17 protein-coding genes and 1 tRNA gene are annotated in these 18,579 nt (G+C 54.2%); 6 read left to right on the forward strand and 12 right to left on the reverse strand.

Going from position 1 to position 18,579, the window contains the following annotated elements; genetic code table 11:
• Positions 1–5 precede the first annotated feature (5 nt).
• Positions 6–1,142: a site-specific integrase gene (locus tag P5205_18060; protein HSA12268.1), complete on the forward strand. Its 1,137-nt coding sequence runs from the start codon at positions 6–8 to the stop codon at positions 1,140–1,142.
• Positions 1,143–1,177: 35 nt separating this feature from the next.
• Here the strand turns inward: P5205_18060 and P5205_18065 are convergent, their stop codons facing one another.
• The 7 genes from P5205_18065 to P5205_18095 all read right to left on the reverse strand — a co-directional run bounded on the left by P5205_18065 (position 1,178) and on the right by P5205_18095 (position 7,074).
• Complete coding sequence (locus P5205_18065) at positions 1,178–1,945, reverse strand: hypothetical protein (protein ID HSA12269.1); 768 nt, start codon at positions 1,943–1,945, stop codon at positions 1,178–1,180.
• A 175-nt stretch (positions 1,946–2,120) separates the two neighbouring features.
• Complete coding sequence (locus tag P5205_18070; protein ID HSA12270.1) at positions 2,121–2,525, reverse strand: hypothetical protein; 405 nt, start codon at positions 2,523–2,525, stop codon at positions 2,121–2,123.
• A gap of 68 nt (positions 2,526–2,593) precedes the next feature.
• Positions 2,594–3,745, reverse strand: a complete 1,152-nt coding sequence (locus P5205_18075; GenBank protein ID HSA12271.1) for a hypothetical protein — start codon at positions 3,743–3,745, stop codon at positions 2,594–2,596.
• A 192-nt stretch (positions 3,746–3,937) separates the two neighbouring features.
• Positions 3,938–5,164 (reverse strand): site-specific DNA-methyltransferase, encoded by a 1,227-nt coding sequence (locus P5205_18080; protein ID HSA12272.1) that lies wholly within the window; start codon positions 5,162–5,164, stop codon positions 3,938–3,940.
• Between the two features lie 91 nt (positions 5,165–5,255).
• The gene (locus P5205_18085; GenBank protein HSA12273.1) at positions 5,256–6,101 is read right to left on the reverse strand and encodes a hypothetical protein; all 846 of its coding nucleotides are present in this window, start codon (positions 6,099–6,101) and stop codon (positions 5,256–5,258) included.
• On the reverse strand, positions 6,098–6,724 hold the full coding sequence (locus P5205_18090) for a hypothetical protein (GenBank protein HSA12274.1): 627 nt from the start codon (positions 6,722–6,724) through the stop codon (positions 6,098–6,100). The genes P5205_18085 and P5205_18090 overlap by 4 nt, the downstream gene beginning before the upstream one ends.
• Before the next feature lie 26 nt (positions 6,725–6,750).
• Positions 6,751–7,074, reverse strand: coding sequence for a hypothetical protein (locus tag P5205_18095; GenBank protein ID HSA12275.1), 324 nt, complete (start codon positions 7,072–7,074; stop codon positions 6,751–6,753).
• A gap of 1,102 nt (positions 7,075–8,176) precedes the next feature.
• Between P5205_18095 and P5205_18100 the strand changes: the two genes are divergently transcribed.
• The 3 genes from P5205_18100 to P5205_18110 are packed head-to-tail and all read left to right on the forward strand — an operon-like array spanning position 8,177 to position 9,260.
• Positions 8,177–8,770 (forward strand): recombinase family protein, encoded by a 594-nt coding sequence (locus P5205_18100; protein ID HSA12276.1) that lies wholly within the window; start codon positions 8,177–8,179, stop codon positions 8,768–8,770.
• Positions 8,767–8,952, forward strand: coding sequence for a hypothetical protein (locus P5205_18105; protein HSA12277.1), 186 nt, complete (start codon positions 8,767–8,769; stop codon positions 8,950–8,952). Before P5205_18100 ends, P5205_18105 begins: the two co-directional genes overlap by 4 nt.
• Before the next feature lie 11 nt (positions 8,953–8,963).
• Positions 8,964–9,260, forward strand: coding sequence for a hypothetical protein (locus P5205_18110; protein ID HSA12278.1), 297 nt, complete (start codon positions 8,964–8,966; stop codon positions 9,258–9,260).
• A gap of 294 nt (positions 9,261–9,554) precedes the next feature.
• Here the strand turns inward: P5205_18110 and P5205_18115 are convergent, their stop codons facing one another.
• A complete protein-coding gene (locus tag P5205_18115) occupies positions 9,555–10,247 on the reverse strand; it encodes a hypothetical protein (GenBank protein HSA12279.1) in 693 nt (230 codons plus the stop codon).
• Between the two features lie 86 nt (positions 10,248–10,333).
• On the opposite strand from P5205_18115, the gene P5205_18120 reads away from it, so the two are divergent.
• Positions 10,334–11,314, forward strand: coding sequence for a site-specific DNA-methyltransferase (locus tag P5205_18120; GenBank protein HSA12280.1), 981 nt, complete (start codon positions 10,334–10,336; stop codon positions 11,312–11,314).
• Positions 11,315–11,355: 41 nt separating this feature from the next.
• Here P5205_18120 and P5205_18125 read toward each other — a convergent pair whose 3' ends face one another.
• From P5205_18125 to zwf, 3 genes are all read right to left on the reverse strand, one after another.
• Positions 11,356–12,354: a hypothetical protein gene (locus tag P5205_18125; protein HSA12281.1), complete on the reverse strand. Its 999-nt coding sequence runs from the start codon at positions 12,352–12,354 to the stop codon at positions 11,356–11,358.
• A gap of 294 nt (positions 12,355–12,648) precedes the next feature.
• On the reverse strand, positions 12,649–14,709 hold the full coding sequence (locus tag P5205_18130) for a DUF6345 domain-containing protein (protein ID HSA12282.1): 2,061 nt from the start codon (positions 14,707–14,709) through the stop codon (positions 12,649–12,651).
• Positions 14,710–15,629: 920 nt separating this feature from the next.
• Positions 15,630–17,228: a glucose-6-phosphate dehydrogenase gene (gene zwf, locus P5205_18135; GenBank protein ID HSA12283.1), complete on the reverse strand. Its 1,599-nt coding sequence runs from the start codon at positions 17,226–17,228 to the stop codon at positions 15,630–15,632.
• 52 nt (positions 17,229–17,280) lie between these two features.
• On the opposite strand from zwf, the gene P5205_18140 reads away from it, so the two are divergent.
• Positions 17,281–17,367 (forward strand) — tRNA-Leu (locus P5205_18140).
• A 141-nt stretch (positions 17,368–17,508) separates the two neighbouring features.
• On the opposite strand, the gene P5205_18145 is transcribed toward P5205_18140, so the two are convergent.
• A complete protein-coding gene (locus P5205_18145) occupies positions 17,509–18,570 on the reverse strand; it encodes a Gfo/Idh/MocA family oxidoreductase (GenBank protein ID HSA12284.1) in 1,062 nt (353 codons plus the stop codon).
• Between the last annotated feature and the right edge of the window lie 9 nt (positions 18,571–18,579).

Genomic DNA, 18,579 nt, shown 5'->3' on the forward strand with positions numbered 1-18,579 from the left:
TAAGTATGGGCCACCCGAAAGTCGAGTTTGAAAAGGTCAAAGACAAACGAGGCAAGCGTATTCGTGGCTTGTGGCAACGGGGCGAGGTTTTCTACGCCCAGCTCCGGGTTACGAATCCTACCACGGGCAAACGCCGCCCCCAGAAGCTGGCACTGGAGAAAACGGTTACGACAATCCCGCAGGCGTTACAGGCTCTGGCGGAGATGCGAGCCAAAGAGAGGCGGGGGGAATTGCGAGGGCGAACGGGTGTGCCGACCTTTGGGGAGTACAAGAAGTATTACCTCACGCACGCACAGAAGGACAAGCACACGATGGATAACGAGACCAGCTTTCTGAATGCGTGGGAGGGTTACTTCGGGTCCGACATGCGGTTGGACAAAATCTCCGAGGCAAGCATCCGCCAGTTTCTGCGGCGAGAGGCCAACAGAATCAGCGAGCGAACGGGCCGCCCGCTTTCCAATCACTCCCTAAACGTCCGGGTGTACGCACTTCGTTCCATGCTCCGCATGGCAAAGGAGGAGCGGAAAATAGTCCGCTTGCCGTTCGAAGGCATCAAGAAGCTGAAGCATGAGGCTGAGAAGAAGCAGGTTCCGCCCGTTGAGGAAATTGAAAAGTGCGTCACGGCGGCGATTGACCAATGTCCAAAGAGCGGGAAGCAGTTTGCAGATTATCTGCGGTTGCTGATGTACACGGGTGCGAGGGAGACCGAAGCGTTGTCGCTTCAATGGGGAGACATCAATTTCGAGAAGCGACAGGTCCACTTCCATCGGAATACCAAGTTTGGGAAAGAGCGGTGGCTGGACTTCAATCCGAAACTTGCGGCCCATTTGAAGGACATGCAGGCCAGACGGAAACAAGAAAACGAGTGGCTGTTTCCCTCGCCACGCCCCAACTTGCAAGGCGGACGCATTACCAATTTCCGCCGCACATTGGAAAAGGCCCGGGAGCAGGCGGGTGTGTACCTGAGCGAGCACTACCTACGGCATTACTTTGCAAGCCAGTGCGTGATGGCGGGGGTTGACCGGTTCACTCTTGTCGGCTGGTTGGGGCACGCAGATGGCGGCAAGCTTATCGCAAAGACCTACGGGCATCTCGATAATGCGTTTCAGCAGAAGCAAGCGGAGAAGGTGACGAACCTGTGACGACCATCTGATTGCCGGTCAGAAGGTAGAACCACCTACCAATCAATTTTGGCGTCGGCATCGGAATCTCCCGCCCACGCTTTTGCTTTGCGCCGTGGCGTCAGCAGGTTCGTGGGTTCATGGTTGGGCCGATTGAGGTACTGAATCCAAATCGGCGGCAGATTCTCATCCCGCTCAAACCGAAGGTTGTCCCATTTATAAAAACGATGCACCCAATAGCTGTGGGTTCTCCCGTCGGTGCTCTCGCCCTGCCTGAATGCAGCGTGTATCAGCCGAAACGTGTTCGTCTTGGGATCGATTACCAAGTGATGCGGCCCCAGTCCCATCGTGCTGATTCGGGTGAAGCGGTAGTCGTTATCATCGGAGAATGCGAAGACCCCCGTGCAGTACTCGGCGGCGAGGCCGCACCCAGAGCCGGGTTTGACCGCCACGAAATCAAGCTGCCCGTCATTGTTGAGGTCGCCGCTGTAAACGGCTGAAAGGTACGGCCCGAGGACAAAATCGTTGTAGGTCTTGAATCGCCTCCCATCTGACAGCTTAATCACGACGGTTGTGAAATCGGAGTCTGGGTCGTGCGTTTCGGTAACGGTGGGGAACCGCTGCGGTTCGGATGGGTGAACCCAGACGTTGGAGGCCCGTTCCACGTAGGCGACTACTGGGAAGCGTGGCCACGATCTGCCGTTCAGGGAGGGTGAATAATCGGCAGCAATCCACTCGTTCGTGATGGCTCCCAACCCCGTGGCACCCGTCAGCAGAATTAGAAGCGGCCAGAGCAATCGAGTTGTGTATGCCTTTCGATCCATCGAGCCGGTTCTACCCCCACGCTGTATCGGTGGCAAGGCCCGATACACCCGGGGGTCTGGGTGTGTCTGGTAGTTTTTATAACGCCCCCTAGTTGATGGTCTCTGGGTCGTTTGATACGGAACCGCACTTTTTATAAGGAAAAAGTACTTATTCACGCATGCCCGTATCAGCTGTCTATTCCTTCAAATACCATTTGAACCGAGGCTTGTCGCAATCCCGATCAAAATCTTCGGCGTTGTTCAACTCGATTTTACCGACAACGTCGTCCTTCGCCATCTCCACCAATGCATTTTTGACACTCTGTTCAGGATAGCGGGGCGTGCCCCCTGTGAATTCCCCCTTCGAATAAAAAACAATCTGCTCAGTGAACAGAGACGACTTGATTGCTTCATCACGGTTCGCAGGAAGTCCAACGTCTCCCCGCCACGTCGCACCGTGAATCCGAAGGATCTTCTTAATCAAGCCCTTTAGACCACCCTTGGGATAAGGGGCTAAGAATTTCGGTGGCGTGTTCTCTTTCACTGTAAGCTGCTGGTTAGTTGCTTTGACCCTACGGTCAAGGTTTTCGGACGTATTCATAGGTTTGCAGATGTGGTTATAAAAAGGTGCCTTATCGTACACATAATAGAGACAATCTCAGGAATGCTTCATGTACCATTGGCCATCAGGAGTTCACGAGTAAATCGGGCTGGAAAACCCACTGCACCAGAAACGATTTCCTGTGCGTAATTTTCAATTGTTGGGCCATCGTTCACGGTGGAAATCCAGCCATCATGCTGGGGCACCCAAAAGAGTCCATGACCTTGGCATACCGCCCCCAAACGCTGTACCATCAAGTCCGCTTCAAAATTCTGCATGGCAAGTGCCAAGTCAGTGCGGACGGACAGCACGGACTCTGTAAAGGCGGGGAACCGCTCCTTGAAGAAGCGAAAAAGATAATGCTGCCCCAACCAAGTTTGGTTCTTCTCTTTCGGGTTCACAACCCGCAGAAAGTCTGTCTTGACCTGCTCCCGCAAATAACCACCCGTCGCCCTGCCGATTTCGGTGTAGATGTCGGCGGTGAGTAGGTCTTGGTATCGTACCAATTCCGAGTCATCGGTAAAAAGTGTTTGAAGCAGATAGGGGTGGCAGGTTTTCAAGTCGTACTCAATTAGTGGGAAAAACGGATGCCTCAAGTTCCGACGTCCTTCGGACGGCATCATCACGGCACGATGATACAGTCGCTTGGAGTCCTTTCCGTATCGGAGGTTAAAGTCTTTGAAGAAAATATGCTCGCAATGGTCTTTGACCAGATAGCGGCGTATAGGGTCATCGGGCACCCAAAAATCAGTGTCCGTGGCAAGTTGTAAAGCGGACAGACAATTAAGGGCGTAGCGAGAGGCGTCATCCGTGGGGGTGTTCTTGGGAACGGGAGGATGGAGACGCTTGCGGTGGCATCCCAAAGCACAAAGACCGCTGCTCAAGGCACGCTGAGGAATCCAGTACGGCATAGGAAACGCCTCAGCATCATGGGTTGCTTTGTAGTTCCGAATCGAACCGAGTTGGCCCCAATCTTCGAGCATGTCCATGTACCGCCTGTAGTTCGCACCGCACCTGCCCGTCCAGCGATCTCGATAGATGCGTGCCCATTGGTTGTCTTCGGCACTATTCAAGACCTCGTTTTGAATGAAGGCCAAACGTGCCCGGTCTTCCGATGACAATGCTTGTTCCGCAAGAATCTCCCGCAGAGAGTTCGTGACGGCAAAGTAGTCCACCTTTAACCAGCCACGCATTTGTATCTGACGCTCAGAAAACGTCATAATCCTCGCCCTTTCAAATAATGGGATGCCCCTCGGAAATCTGTTTTTGAGACGGACTGGGCGAGGCCGACTTCCCGAGGGGCGATCCCGAAATGGGTATTAACAAACCTCGCCGGTGAATACATATCGGATGAGCGGCGCAAACGTTCGTGCACAGTGAATTTGTGGATTGAGATTCGCATACCCATCGCCTCATTCCACAAGTAGCACCGGCATGAACGGGTCGAGACGACGCACCGCCATTTCGACGTATTCGGGGTTCAGTTCTATGCCGACAAAATCCTTGTCCTGCTTCAAAGCAACAAGCCCTGTGGTGCCAGCCCCAAAAAACGGATCGAGCACTACACCGGGACGGAAGCCAGCGTTACATCCGCAGTCCGTGAATCCCGCTTCTCGAAACTTCTCTATTTGGTCTGCTCTCGGGGCGGTGTTCACTTCGGCGAGAATCTTTCCCGCCTTCTTGGTTTCTTTGTACGCAACCCTGTCGGACTGTTGGATGCCGAGGGTCTTCGCCCAGATGATCTCCCGTGCCTTGCCACATTCGGTGCAAACATCTTTGGGGCAACCCGCATCAATCGGGGTCTCACATAGTTCCTCCGGGTAGGTAGCGAAATGGGCCTCCGAAAATGGGCGTGGCGGCACTCGCCACACGGAGCGTTTTATTCTTCCCCTTTCTGCATTGTAGAAACGTCCGTCCATTCTTTCCAAGTAAAGACCGCCTTGGGTTCGATATTGATAGCGATTGCTTCTGACGCCGTATTCCTTCCTAGTCCAACTCGCCTCGGCCAGCGGTTCGTACTGGGTGTTGAAGTAATATCGTCGTGACTTGGTAAAAAAGAAGACCTTCTCAAAATCAATGGTGAAGCGGTCCTTGGCCGAGGACGGCATGCAATTGGGTTTGTGCCAGATAATTTCGTTTCGGAGTATCCAGCCACGGTTCCCCATCTCGATTTGGAAGCGAGCAGGAATCTGCACGAGAGATTTTGCGGACAACCGCTCCTTCACACGAGCCGCCGCCGCATATTCTGCATTGCGACCTTGAGACAGTTTCGGGCCATTGGGTTCGCCGAAGTGACCGCCATAGCAATCTCCCAGATTGACCCAACAACTCCCATAAGGGACCAGAACTCGTTTTACCTGATCGAAAATGTCGCAAAGGTGTTTGATGTACAACTCCGGTGTCGGTTCCAAACCCAATGACCCCTTCCACGCCCCACAGTTGGCGCACAACGCATACTCAATGCGCCGGTCAGGAATTGTCTGTTGATCGGAGTAAAACGCTCCTTTCTGGCAGTCCCCACGCCCACAGTGCATCTTGGCATGGGTACCCTTCCACTCGTGCTGGCACTGCGGGTCTCCATCCCATATCAGCGGGGCCGTCCCGTAATCCCTCAACGCCCAGTAAGGTGGCGAGGTCATGCACATGTCCACGCTTTCGTCAGGCAGGGTCCGAAGAGCCGAGAGAGCGTCACCTTGTAGTATTATGTTTCGCTTCATCTTTAGTTTCCTTTCACGCCACAAGTGCTTCTGCCTTGGTTGCGTATTCTTCGTACCAGTTGATGACGGGTCTTAACGATGACAGGCAGGCGTCGATCTCGGCAGGGTTCTCCGTCTCTCCGCACCGCTTTAATTGCAGGAGCAGCGCATCTATCAGCAGCGTTGGTCGGAACGCCCCGGCGATTTCGTCCACGCCAAGTTCAGAGGGGTCAATTAGCCGAGGGTCGGTTTTGGTGCGGGAGTTCTCAACAGGGGGGATGGTGCTCTCATCGGATTTTTGCGCCGTGCCGCCGTTGGCGGCCAGGCGCAACTGGGATTCAATGTCGGCACGCATGGCAGGAGGCACAATTCCCAATAGATCGCCAAGGGTTCCAATGCCTTTAACTTTCGTCTTCAAGTTAATGCCATCGGCCCCACTGCCAGTGACGGGTGCCGAATCGGCCTTAATCGTTTGCTTGGTACGCCTGCCGTTCCTAACCTCTGCAACCGGAGAACTAACTGCCGTATTCGTAGTGGCCGGGGCAGGTGTGATTACCCTGATTCGCTGCCGCTGTGGGGACGTAATCCCCTCGCCTTGGTAGGCCGAGTTCAGGGTGCTGTAGTTCTGTATTAAATCCCGCAGGTCTGCGGATTTGCATAGTTTAATGTACCGCCCCGCCGTGTCCTCGCTGATGCCGCAGCTTTCGCAGAATCGTCCCCAGTGCCCCGATCTGACGTGTGCCTTTTCCTTAACCAGCAGTTGGCCGCATTTGTACGCTGCCTCGATTTGCTGCCGCCCGGTGTCGGCAATGGTCTTGTATGCGTTGAGCACGACGCCGTGATACTGTCGAATCTGGTCTATTACATTTGGACTGCTCATGCTGCCTCCTGCACTGGGTTTTCGGGTTTCGAGGCGGTCATTTGTCCGATGCTCGCCAACTCGCCTTCGACAGCAGTCTTTTCCTCGGTCAATCGCTGGATTTCCAATCCGATTGCGACGATCCGTTCCCGTTGGCCTTCAACGTAGGTTTTAATGGCACCCAACATCGAGGGTTTGGCGGTAGCAGAGGATTTCTCGTTAAGAGGGAATTCAAACCTTGCTACGTCAACGCCGCCCTCTTCCAGCATCTTGAACAGTGTTTCAGTCTTCGGCGTTCCAAAAGCATATTGAAACTGCCGAAGGAAATCCTTGGACAGAGCATAGTACCCCCACTCGGGGCAAATGAGCACCCGCTCTTGCGTCAACTTCGCTAGGACGTACCCGATTGAAGCAATCGGTATTTCCGCTCGATGGGCGACTTCCTCTCGATGGAGAGAGGCACCGCATTTTGCCAGCAAGAACACAACTTTGTGTGCTTGGGTGACCTTGGTCGGTCCAACCAAGGTGTGCTTGCTCGTATGGCCAACGACCTTTGTCTTTCCGCTGAGGTCTGGGACGTGCTCTGTATTAAGGATGCCGTCGGGCATCACTTCTCCCAAGTTGAATAGTGGTTTTTCAGTCATATTGTTCCTTTGCTTTTACCGTGCTGCTATTCGATGGGGGCTTCGACTAGTTCATAAAATTCCAAGGTGCTCTCTTGGCCGGAATGGTCGGATAACATGATTAAATTTCCTTGGATGACCCCCGTATTGATGCAGCCGGGGCAGATGGTTATTTGCTCTTTACCGTCAGCATTGGAAGAGGTCTGGTCCAAGTTGAGCAGGAGTCCATGCTCTTCGCTTAATCCGTGCCACACGATCCTGTGTTGCCCGTTCAGCACGATGTCGCCTTCGAATTTGAGCATGAACTTTTTCAGTCGATCCCAGTTGGTTTGGGTGTTGAACTTTGAGGTTTTGAGCATTGTCTTTTTCATTCTATTTTCTTTCTGTTTTGGCATCGGCAGGAATTTGCCTTTTGCTTGCTCCACTGTTCCATGTGCTGGGGTGAAGTCCGAGACGCCAAAGCAAGTACTGTATTTTTTCCGTGCTACTCTCCATCATTCCTCGGTATGAAGCATCCGAGTCAGGACAAGAGATACGGCGTTTGGACAGAAGATGGGGAATTGAAATTCAGGCAGCGGCCACCAATGTCGGACGCTGTTAAGAAGAAAATTTCAAAGGGCCGAAAGGCCCAGCTCGCAGCCAAGTGGAAAGCGAAGGCGGAAGCGGAATTGAGGGCGGTTCGGGCAAAGAAGCCAACGGTATCCCTTCCTTCCGGCCCCCTTCAAGGCGAAGATTTCAGGGAGTATCTGCGAGAGCGAGGTATTGTGGGCAGACGGCGAAGGCGGACTTCAACCTAGCACGACGAACGCAATTCACCCTGAAATACCCTTCCATACGGGTAAAATGAACGCCACTTCACCCCCGCACTGGTCAGTTTGACCGCTACACCCCAAAGAAGCACTCCCGCTTAACCTCCCCTCCCCACCTTTTCTTTGGCAGGGGACATGGGCGGCACGGGGCCGCCGTCAAAATCTCCCCTGACCAACCCGGGGCTGTCCTGAAAGGATGTGTCTCAACCGCCGCCAGGGCGGCGGTTGCCTTCCTACTCCTTGTTCTTCTTCCTTGCACCCGCCAGTAGCGTCTCCCGAACCCAATCCGATAAGGACTGGTCGGCAGCTTCTGCGGCGGTCTCCAACTCCCGCATATCGGATTCGAGCATCCGACAGATTAACCGAGCCGTCCGGGCTGTCCCTTTCGGCAGGGCTGGCCTACCCCGTTTGCGTTTAGTTGGCATCGGTGCAGAAAAAATTAACTGTACGACGAATATTACTTGAAACAGGCCAGAAATGCAATATAGTGTACGACAATAAATCAGTGATGCCTATGACCACCAAAATCGAATCAGTGACCTTCCCAAAGGCGCAAAATCCCGTTCAGGAATACTCCCCCGAAAGTCGGTCGGCAAAAGTGGCAAAAACATAGGGAAATCGAGAGGCGTTTTTCAGTCGCACAAACAATTCTTTTGTAAACACGATGAACCCCAAAACCGCAATTTACCTTCGCATCAGTACTAATAACGGCAGTCAAACGACTGACTCCCAATTGCAGGAGATTAAAAAATACTGCGAAATGCGGGGATGGACTGAAACCGAGGTATTCGAGGACCACGTATCGGGTGGAAAGGCATCCCGTCCCGCACTTGACCGCATGATGAAGGCGATGCGGATGGGTGTGTTGGCACGGGTGGTGTGCTGGAAACTGGACCGGCTCGGGCGTTCGCTGACCCATCTCGCCCTCGTCATTGACGAAATGACTCACCTTCAAATCCCCCTTGTTTGTACGAGCCAAGGAATTAACACGGACAGCGACAGCCCAATCGGCAAATTCCAGTTGGGGGTTTTGATGGCCGTGGCTGAATTTGAACGGGCAATCATCAAAGAGAGGGTGCTGGCGGGTCTTTCTGCCGCCCGGAATCGTGGCGTTCGCCTCGGGCGTCCAAGCACGTTGAACAAACGACGGGACGAGGTTCTGGAATTGAAGGCAAAGGGGCTGGGGGTGCGTGGCATCGCTCGGGAAATTGGAATGCCCGTGGCCAGCGTGTTCAAGTTGATGAAGGAGGCAGCATGAAGAGCCAAAACATGGTGCGGGCGTTTGAACTGTACAGCGAATTTGAAATGGCGTTGCGAAAGGCACACACGGACGCCATTGACGCAAAGGATTTGTTTGCTGAAATCGCCATCTATTCTCTTCTGGAAGAGGCAACCAAGAAGCACTGGCAGCTGAAGCGTATGTCGGAGGCGGCGAAGTGAAACCGTGCATCGTGCGAAAAGTCCCATTCCGCCTCCCGGGCACAACCCGTCTGGTCTGGGCCATCATCCTTGCGGAACGGGAGGGGTTGAGTCTGCTCTTTATAAAAAGTCCCGACGATAGCCGGAGCCACCAAATTGCCATTGCCACGGAGAACGTGCCCGAGCGGGTATTCGAGTCGGTCAACGTGTCCAGTTTCCCGGTAGAGCACGCCGATTTGGAAAGCATTGGGGTACGGTTGCAAACCCTCGGCAATGGACTGACCGAGGACGAAATCGAAGAGTTTTTCAAGTCCGAAGGACTCTGGTAAAAGCATACAAAAGGCAGGAAGCATCATGAGAGAGCAAATCAAAGACACCAGCGGGAGGACAATCGGATTTACGGATGATTCGAACGAGTATAGGCAGACGGTCACTGACGCCTCGGGTTCGAACCGTGGATGGTTTAATTCTACAACTGGCAAAACCCATGACCGCTCTGGTCGGGCGGTCAGTAGCAGCGGCGACATTCGGACATCGCTGCTTTCGAAAAGTGACGAATGAGCGTTCGATATTCATCACGACGGAAGCCACTAGCCCGGTGGCATTGTCTGCTCGCCCGCTTTTCAAAGGAGCAGATCAGCGGCACCGCCCACAGGAATGGGTTTAGCCCCTCTCCCGAAATACGTATCCAAGCAAACTTGAAGATTGTCTGTCCAGATCCCTGCCGGCGATTTCGGAATTGGTTGCATTTTAAGGATGATGTTTTTGTCCCGTGGGTCCGGAATAAGCGATTGTGCCGGAGCAAACATGAAATTCCTCCAGTTGCCAGTGCTCGCCCACATGCATACTGCCAACAAATCGAATTCTCCAAAGCGGTAAGGTCTTGTGGCTGCCCCTTGATCGTCGGTCCCGCCCCTCGTCCTTTGGACCTCCACAACGAAATGACCCGGGAACTTTCGGTTAGCCAGCATTGGCACCCCGTCTTTCCTTCGTTGGGTCTTCACTTGGATTCGAACCAATTTTTCGTTCTTCTCAAGCAAGGCATCAAAGGAGTCATTGGCAACAGGCTTCCCGCTCCAGCCGCTAACGGTCGGAAGAACCTCAAGGCAAAAAATCGCCTCGGCCACGATGCCTCGCACACCCCGTTGAGTCAGGTCTGGAGATCGGCTGATAGCTTCGAGAATGACTTCGGCTGGTGCCCCAATTTCCTTCTCATACGGGTGGATGGTGATGTCCTTACGGATTGCCTCAAAAATCCGCTTCTTCTGTTCGGGGGAAAAATCCGCCAAACTTTCAAGGTACTGCTTAAAATCCATTTCCGTTGCCGGATGCAATTGACAATGGCATCCTGTTGCCTTTCAGGGCGGATGCGGACCGGCAGTCCCGCCGCAACCTGTTCGTTATGATGGCTGAAGCTGCACACTTGTCAGGTAAAAACGGCGATAATCCTTCTGTGGAAGGGTTGGCCCCATTCTACTCAACTCCGCTCGGAGCCGCCTACTTGACGGATACTCTTGACGGTCTCAGGGCAACCAAAACCGAAAGCGTTAATCTGATTTTTACGTCGCCGCCATATGCACTCCATTTCAAGAAAGCTTACGGGAATGTTGACAAAGACGAGTACGTGAAATGGTTCTTGCGGTTCGCCGTCGAGATGTTCCGAGTTCTAAAGCCCGATGGCAGTTTCGTCTTGAATATCGGCGGCAGCTACAACAAAGGCACCCCAACACGCTCGCTTTACCATTTCAAGCTCTTAATTGCTTTGGTCGAAAACGTGGGATTCCACCTTGCCCAAGAATGCTTCTGGTACAATCCCGCAAAAATGCCTATGCCAGCGGAATGGGTGACGGTGCGAAAAATTCGCATTAAGGACTCCGTTGAATACCTGTGGTGGCTATCAAAGACCCCGCATCCTAAGGCCACAAATCAGACCGTCTTAAAACAATCATTCAGTGCCGACATGCATCGGCTCAACAAGCGAGGATTACGAGAGACTACGAGACCCGGAGGCTACAAAATCAACTCGTCTTGGGCAGAAATGAAAACCAAGGGGGCAATTCCCTCGAACTTCCTTGAGCAGAACTTGATTGAAACGCCGGACGAAATTCCGGAAAGTGTCATCCGTGTAGGCAACAACGCCGCCAACGACAAGTACACCCTAAAGTGTAAGGCGGCTGGCATCAAAATTCATCCCGCTCGGTTTCCCGCCGCACTGCCAGAGTTCTTCATAAGGATGCTGACTGAGCCGAGGGACTTAGTAATGGACACCTTCGCTGGATCTAACACGACTGGTGCAGTTGCAGAAAGACTGGAACGTAGATGGATTGCTTTCGACAACGTGGAGGATTACTTGAAAGGAAGCCGATTTCGTTTCGAGCAGTAGATTCTCACGCCAGCACTCGCAAGTGCCGCTTTCACGAGAAATCACTTCATCACAAGTGGCACGTATATGTAGAGAGAATTCGTCTCGCCTGCGTCAAGGAAATCGGCTTTAAGTGAGTAACAAGGCCAAAGAAAATTTTGCTTGGATGATGAGTTGGCCTGCGGATAAACCAACGAGCATTGCGTCACTGTTATTCGCTCCGGAATGCTTGCCCGAAAACTTCTGGCTTCTCCCCGCCGGAGCATCCGAACCAATTCCGCACTCGATTTTGGCAAAGCAGTGCCCAAGGGGTTGAAGTTGCGGAACGTCATTTCTATTTCAGCAAGGTTGCCTTCGCTGATGTAACCTGCTCGCAGCATACCACCCCCGCCGATGGACAACACAGAAGCCCCGGCTTGTATCCGTTGCCAAAACTCGACGTTGACCTGCCGAATGTATCGCTTCCGCTGCCAATTATCATAACGGTCGTTGTACCAAGTGCCGTCAGTATTCCAAGCGTATCTCAACTGACCATTAGGCAAGTGCTCTAGGTCGTTTGTCGTTATTCCTAACACTGGGAGCAGTGCCAATGTCCGATTCAGTGCTTCGCCTTCATTGGGCACCCCATGGGCTGCGGGTCTTTTGCTTTTCAAATCCCACTTGTGATTATCTTCGCCGCTATCGTATCTCACCATTCCCGAAAGCTCAGAAAAAATCAGAGCCCTCCAAGTTTCTTTGTTCGTTGGATTCGACTCCTTGATCCAGTACCCCGGAGCATAGAGAATTGTAGCGGGCAACTTCTGCGGTTCACTACGGAAACCAAGAAATGTAGCAAGGGACTTGAAGCGATCTGGGGAATAGATACGAGGTTGCAGTGAATAAATCAGCAGGTTGGTCTGAGGCGGTTCACCAGCTTTCCATAGCACAGACTTGATCGGATACGGCAATTCATCGCCCATCAGTGCCCTCAATTCAGTGCCATTTACAGGACATGGCTGCCCGCTTACAGCCACGTTGCAAACGATGCAGGCGAGCAACCCTGCTATGAGACGGTGCTTCATGTCGTCTCAGGGGCGCTGGTGACGGCACACCAAAAGTCCGCCGATAGCTCAAACAGCGAGCGAGCAACTGGCACTCTGGCAAGAAAGGACGCTGGCCACTCGTACGCTTGCATGACCTTAAACACCGCAGGGATGGATTTCAACCTCTGGAGACTACCGTCTTGAGCATGGCGAGCCAAGGCAGGCACAAGTCCTATCGTGGCGATGTAAAACATGAGCAGACCCAGCGTGCCGCACGCCAGAATAAGCAGGCGGCTTACCATCGGTTTGGTTCTCTTGCTCATTGGAAGATGGTCAAAGGGTTGGTGCGGTCTGGTCATCTTCGAGCAGTTCGGCTTGGATGTAGAATGGGTCAGGGTCGGTTTGTGATCCGTATCCGTAAATGTGATCGTTGGCACATTCAGGCCAATAGATGGAACGACTAACATTTGCGTTGGCGGAGGACTCTTTCGGTTGCGTGTTTCGGCAAACGTATTTCCACGCCCCCAGTACCGTACTGTCAGAGGATACGCCAGTGCCGCCGATTAAGGCGACTACCCAATACTTGCCCATGTCTGGAAGAACCGATACTTCTGTGGCATACGCTTGCATAACGTGAAGGTCCGTGTTCATCGCCAGATGTTCATTGTTCTTCATTTGGGTGTAGCACCCGAACGAGCGGTAAGACGAATCTCGGAACAAATTGCAGCTATAAAACGCCGCCCATTTAAGATTGCTGCTTCCCAAGTCCATGTCGTTCATTCCAATCCAAGTGAAGCTATCACTCGTCTTGCGGTAAACCGGGATGTAGGTCTGAGGATGTCCTAATGCCACGATGTTCTCTTTGCCTGCGGCACTGTGGCCAACGAACAGACCCAGATTAACAGTGTTGAAAATGTTTGAACCGCCAAGTGAGGATTTTTGAAGGGCCGGTGCTGCGAAATTATCATCACCGTAAATGAAGGGCACAGAATAGCCCATGACCCGAACTGCTTGAGACAGGTAAGTTGCAATTTTCTTTGGTGCCTTGAGTTTCCCCCACGGAAAGCCAGTACCCGTGGCAAATGTCACTTGCCCGAATGGGGCACCACGGGGCGGACGTGGATAGCTGCCGAATAAAGGATGATGCCCTTGATACAACATTCCGAAACTACCAAAAGTTTTATAGGTAGAGTAAACGATGAAGGGCTCAGAGGTTCCGCCAGCGTCCATCGGCCCGAAGATGCCGCCAACCTCAACGCTATTTGCGGTTTGAGTAGTCGGGGGCGTGCGTTTCGGGTAAATCTCGCTTGCGGACGCTTCAAAGATCACTAAACCGTTTGTGTCGGCTCCGGGAGGATAAATAGCAAGAGGAACGATAGCTCCCGCCCCATCTGCTGGCACTGCCCACAATTCCATGGCGTCGAAGATTGTGGAGAAATCGCTTCCAGCGGATGCACTCATTTGCTGAAATTCTCCTAAATCATAAATCACGTATGCAATGCGTTGAGGACTCAACTCCTGACCACTGGAATCCAGCCCATCCCAGATCACTGACACTGTTGTTCCGTTGCCCGTGAATGAGCGGTAGATCGTGTTGGTATCGTCGGCGTATGTGATGTCCACCTGCCAACTTCGGGGAGATGTCCAAACTGCATGAACCTGTTGTGTTTCCCCCAAATCTGGGCGATACCCGGCATACTTCAGGCGTACGTCTGAAAGAGGATTGTTGAACGAGACCGTAGCATTTTGGGCCGCAAATGAGGCTTCTCCGTCTAATGCCGGATCAGGCACAGCATCATCGCCCCCAGTTGTTCCGGTGTCGCCGTCGTTCTGAACCGAAACTGTCAAGCGATGCGTGCCGTTTGGAAAGAATCTGGTTTCGAGAGGGAATGCGTAGTCCTTACCGGGGCTCAAAGAAACTTCGTTGCCATCCACCAGCAAACTCCCTGAAACGACGTTTGAAGGGCTGGTGACGCTCGCCAAGATGTTTGTCAACCCCGAAAGGGTGCTGAATGCGTTGCTGATGGTGATTGTGGCTGGAAAAGAGTTTGATGCGTAGCCCTGAACTGCGATGCGATAAAAGCGGTAGGACACATTCTCATCTGCGGATGATGTACGGGGATATGATACCGACTCCGTGCCTATATCGGCCCAGAGCGTGTTCGTTCCTTGATTCGCAATGTACTCCGCTGCCGTTGTAAAGTTGGTTGCGAGATCGGGAGCGTAATCCACCCGGTAGATTTCATTCGTTCGGCTGGTCCACTCAAGAACAGCAGGCTGGTCTGCCCTGACCTTAACGACCTTGAGGACGGGCTGGCTGTTATTTTGAGAAAATCCTGATTGCAGGGCTCCTACAATCACGAGAATGAGCATTCCTCGTGTCATCGTTTTCATAACTCGGTTCTGTTGGGGTGCCGAGCCTTTCGCTGAGCCCAGCACTATTGCGATCTTTTGCTTCTCGATGTCAGAATGCAAGGAAATTGGCTGCCTAAATGTTTTATGCCGAAGGTCATGTATGCATTTTTTCAGTCTTGGATGGCTCACACGCCAATCAGCTTTGTCCGATGATTTCAACCGGGTAAGGAGAGCGAAGCGCATTAGCCGACCCTTGGCGAGATGGGCGGAACATTTGGAACGTAAGGAACGAAGCCCCAATCTCGGCGTGGCAACACTTATCGCCAATTCCCGCCTGATGGCTGGCAAAGAAGGTCAATTTCGAGCAGGGCGATTCTCCAGAAGGGGATGAATCTTCGCTATGCATCTATGCGCATTATAAAGGTCTATTGTTCGGGATTTCGCTTGTGTCCATTCGGATGGTGCCGAGGCGTTCACAAATCCCGTCCAACCTCACCGGTGACCGCAGGAGCGTCCTGAATCGAAGAGACGGGTCGAACTACCTCGCAAGGTCCCGCCCCTTCCTGTGGCAACCGGCAGCGTCGGTGGTGCTGAATCCTTCTGACTTCTTGATCGACGCTCGCCACCTAAAAACCCGTTTGCCTACTTTTTTGCCTACATTTGGCCCGGAAATCTGCCCTAAATACAATGCTCTTATTCTCAAGGATTTGCGGAAATCAATTTGTATAAGTATCTGTGGTGCAGATAACTATACGTAAATCAGAATCCAAGGAAAAGTGCCTACTCCCTACTATCCGAAGTCAGAAGCTCTATCCAATTGAGCTACGGACGCAGTACTATGATGCGGGACCCTACCCACGAATGGCGCGGCGGTAAAGCCGGAAGCTCGCGCCAGCATGCTGGCGGTCCTCCCTCGGGTTTGTGCTGCGGCCTATCGTAAAGCCCGCCGCCGCGTTGCTTCACGGCACGACCAGCGGCTCGCGCCAAAGATGACCATTCTGCGCGAGCAAATCCTCCGCCGCCGCCGGCCCCCACGTGCCCGCCGCGTAAAACTCTCGGCCGGATAACGGCTTCCCCTCCCAACCTTGGCGAATGCCGTCCACAATCTCCCACGCCGCCTCCACCTCGTCGCGGCGAATGAAGAGGGTGGCGTCGCCCGCCATCGCTTCGAGCAGCAATCGTTCATATGCCTCGGGCGTGTAGGCACCAAACTCGGCATCGTAGCTGAAATGCATCCGCACCGGTCGCACCGCCGTGCTGGTGCCGGGCACTTTGCCGTTGAACCGGAGCGAGATGCCCTCGTTGGGCTGAAGCCGCAAAGTCAGGGCGTTGGGATCCAGCCTCGGCCCGCACTGCGCCGCGAACAACACGTTGGGCGTCGGCCGGAACTGAACTCGCACCTCGCTAGTGCTCAGGGGCAGGTTCTTGCCGGTGCGCAGGTAAAACGGCACGCCCGACCAGCGCCAGTTGTCTATCAGCAGCCTCAGCGCCACATAGGTCTCGACGTTCGAGTCCGGGTTGACCTTGGGCTCCTGGCGATACCCCGGTCGAGCCTGCCCGTCCACCATGCCGGCGGCATACTGTCCCCGCACCACCTGCCGGGCCACGGCCTCCGGACTCATGGGTCGGATAGACTTGAGCAGCTTGACTTTCTCGTCGCGGATGGACTCGGCCTGGAGGGATACCGGCGGCTCCATCGCCACCAGCGACAGCACTTGCAGCAAGTGGTTCTGCACCATGTCCCGCAATGCGCCCGCCTCCTCATAATAACCGCCGCGCCCGCCCACGCCGGGCTTTTCGCTGACGGTGATCTGGAAGTGGTCAACGGATTCACGGTTCCAGAGCCGTTCGAAAATGGCGTTCGAGAACCGGAACATCATGATGTTCTGCACTGTCTCCTTGCCCAGGTAATGATCAATGCGGAAAACCTGCTGCTCATGGGTGAAACGCGTCAGCTCACGGTTCAACTGTCGCGCCGAGTGCAAATCATGGCCAAACGGCTTCTCCACCACCACCCGTTGCCAGCCCTCCGCGCCGTCCTTGCGCAGAAGTCCGGCATGATGGATCTGCTCGACCACCGCGCTGAACTGGCTGGGTGAGACCGCCAGATAGAAGAGCAGGTTGTGCCGCAACGGCCCACCGCCAAAGGAAGCAAGCCGTCGCTCCAGCGCCTCGTAGGTCGCCGCGGCGGTAAGATCGCCCTGGCAGTAACATAGGTGCTCCGAAAACTCCTGCCACACGCGGTCGTCCACCGGTTGGGTACGGGTAAACTGGCCCAGTGCCGATCGCAGTTCCGCCCGCCAGGAGGCATCCGTCTTATCCCGCCGGGCAACGCCGAAGACGCGGAAGTCGGGCGGCATCTGCTTCTGCCTGCAAAGGTGGTACAGAGCGGGAACGAGCTTGCGCGCCGCCAGGTCCCCGCTCGCGCCAAAGATGACAATCGAGCATGGTTCCACCACCTTGCGCCCGCCATCCAGCCGACAGGTCAGCAGCTCGTCAAGTTGCGCGGATTGGTCCATAGGCAGACCATCGCCGAAGCGCAGCCCCATTTCAAACATAGTTCTGCTTTACTTGGAACTGCATCGCTCTATATTCTCCCCGCACTAGACAGCCGATGTGGCGGAATTGGCAGACGCGCTAGACTCAAAATCTGGTACTCGTGAGAGTGTGTGGGTTCGACCCCCTCCATCGGCACCACCTCGAATCCGGGGAGCAATGATGACCTCGTATTCCCTGTGCCTCGGCTTTCCGGGTTGTGCTGGTGAAAACCACCGTTGGCACTTCCCGGAAATCCGTGATGAACCAAGATCTGGCCCTCCGGATTGCCGCTCGTGGAGGTCAGAAATCGTTGAACACGGCCTCGGCCTTTCCTGAATCAGCGGATTTCCAGGCGGCGGCAGCAACGGCGCAGGCCCGGGCCCCGTCCAGAACGCCCGGGCTGGGTTCGCAGTCGTGATCGAGGCATTCCTGGAAATGACGCATGTAGCGAATGACCGTTGCGCCATGCCCGTAGGCGCTCGTGTCCTGCTCGGGTTCGAACCTGGTGGTGACGGGCTCTTTTGCGCCCTCAGTATCGGAAACAAACTGCAGTCTTCCAGGTTTGTTGTCCGTGAACTCGGCGACCGCCGTTCCCCGAGTGCCGTAGAGCGCCACCTGCATCATTGGCAGCGGCGGCTCAACGACATCATAGAGGCCTTTGACCTGGGCAATAACGCCATTGGCGAACTTCAGGTTCAGAAAGAACAGGTTGCGGAGCGGGTAGGCAGGCGTGAGTTTGCCCTTGGCCGCATAGCAATGCACTTCGGCGACATCGCCAAGGAAGCTTCGCAGAATATCAACCGGATGCGTGACCCCTCCGTACATATAGTCCTGCGGCATCATGAGCCGCCAGGGCGTAAAGCCATATACAGGCCGGATGTCGTGGATGTAGAAGGCCTCGGCGGCCATAATCTCTCCCAGATCACCCGTTGCGTAGTGATTGCGCAGAGTGGTGAATTGCCGGTCAAACCGCATGGTCTGCCCCACCATGAACTTACGTTTATTCCGGCGCACGGCGTCCACCACAGCACGGGCCTGGTCGAGGCTGGTGACCATGGGTTTCGTGCAAATCACGTGCTTGCCGGCATCGAGCGCGGCAATACAGTGCTCTGCGTGGAGCGGATCGGGCGAGAAAACAGCCACCACTTCCACCTCCGGGCGGGAGACCAATCCCCGGCAGTCAGGTGTGGCGAAAGGAATCCCCATTTTCCTGGCATACGGATCGAGCACATCCCATTTCGTGTCGCAGGCGGCCACGAGCCGGAAACGGAGCCCGGGCACATCGGCCAGCAGAGTCATCGTGCTGCCCATGTTGTGCGGGCTGATACCGATGACGCCAAGACCTATAGGACGCGCGCTCATACCATTTTA

Source organism: Candidatus Paceibacterota bacterium (assembly GCA_035452965.1).
Taxonomy (GTDB): Bacteria; Verrucomicrobiota; Verrucomicrobiia; order Limisphaerales; family UBA8199; genus UBA8199.

Coding starts and splice junctions, on each gene's coding strand:
- P5205_18060 (HSA12268.1), top strand. CDS start 6: ATGGGCCACCCGAAAGTCGAGTTTGAAAAGGTCAAAGACAAACGAGGC.
- P5205_18065 (HSA12269.1), bottom strand. CDS start 1,945: ATGGATCGAAAGGCATACACAACTCGATTGCTCTGGCCGCTTCTAATT.
- P5205_18070 (HSA12270.1), bottom strand. CDS start 2,525: ATGAATACGTCCGAAAACCTTGACCGTAGGGTCAAAGCAACTAACCAG.
- P5205_18075 (HSA12271.1), bottom strand. CDS start 3,745: ATGACGTTTTCTGAGCGTCAGATACAAATGCGTGGCTGGTTAAAGGTG.
- P5205_18080 (HSA12272.1), bottom strand. CDS start 5,164: ATGACCTCGCCACCTTACTGGGCGTTGAGGGATTACGGGACGGCCCCG.
- P5205_18085 (HSA12273.1), bottom strand. CDS start 6,101: ATGAGCAGTCCAAATGTAATAGACCAGATTCGACAGTATCACGGCGTC.
- P5205_18090 (HSA12274.1), bottom strand. CDS start 6,724: ATGACTGAAAAACCACTATTCAACTTGGGAGAAGTGATGCCCGACGGC.
- P5205_18095 (HSA12275.1), bottom strand. CDS start 7,074: ATGAAAAAGACAATGCTCAAAACCTCAAAGTTCAACACCCAAACCAAC.
- P5205_18100 (HSA12276.1), top strand. CDS start 8,177: ATGAACCCCAAAACCGCAATTTACCTTCGCATCAGTACTAATAACGGC.
- P5205_18105 (HSA12277.1), top strand. CDS start 8,767: ATGAAGAGCCAAAACATGGTGCGGGCGTTTGAACTGTACAGCGAATTT.
- P5205_18115 (HSA12279.1), bottom strand. CDS start 10,247: ATGGATTTTAAGCAGTACCTTGAAAGTTTGGCGGATTTTTCCCCCGAA.
- P5205_18120 (HSA12280.1), top strand. CDS start 10,334: ATGATGGCTGAAGCTGCACACTTGTCAGGTAAAAACGGCGATAATCCT.
- P5205_18125 (HSA12281.1), bottom strand. CDS start 12,354: ATGAAGCACCGTCTCATAGCAGGGTTGCTCGCCTGCATCGTTTGCAAC.
- P5205_18130 (HSA12282.1), bottom strand. CDS start 14,709: ATGAAAACGATGACACGAGGAATGCTCATTCTCGTGATTGTAGGAGCC.
- zwf (HSA12283.1), bottom strand. CDS start 17,228: ATGTTTGAAATGGGGCTGCGCTTCGGCGATGGTCTGCCTATGGACCAA.
- P5205_18145 (HSA12284.1), bottom strand. CDS start 18,570: ATGAGCGCGCGTCCTATAGGTCTTGGCGTCATCGGTATCAGCCCGCAC.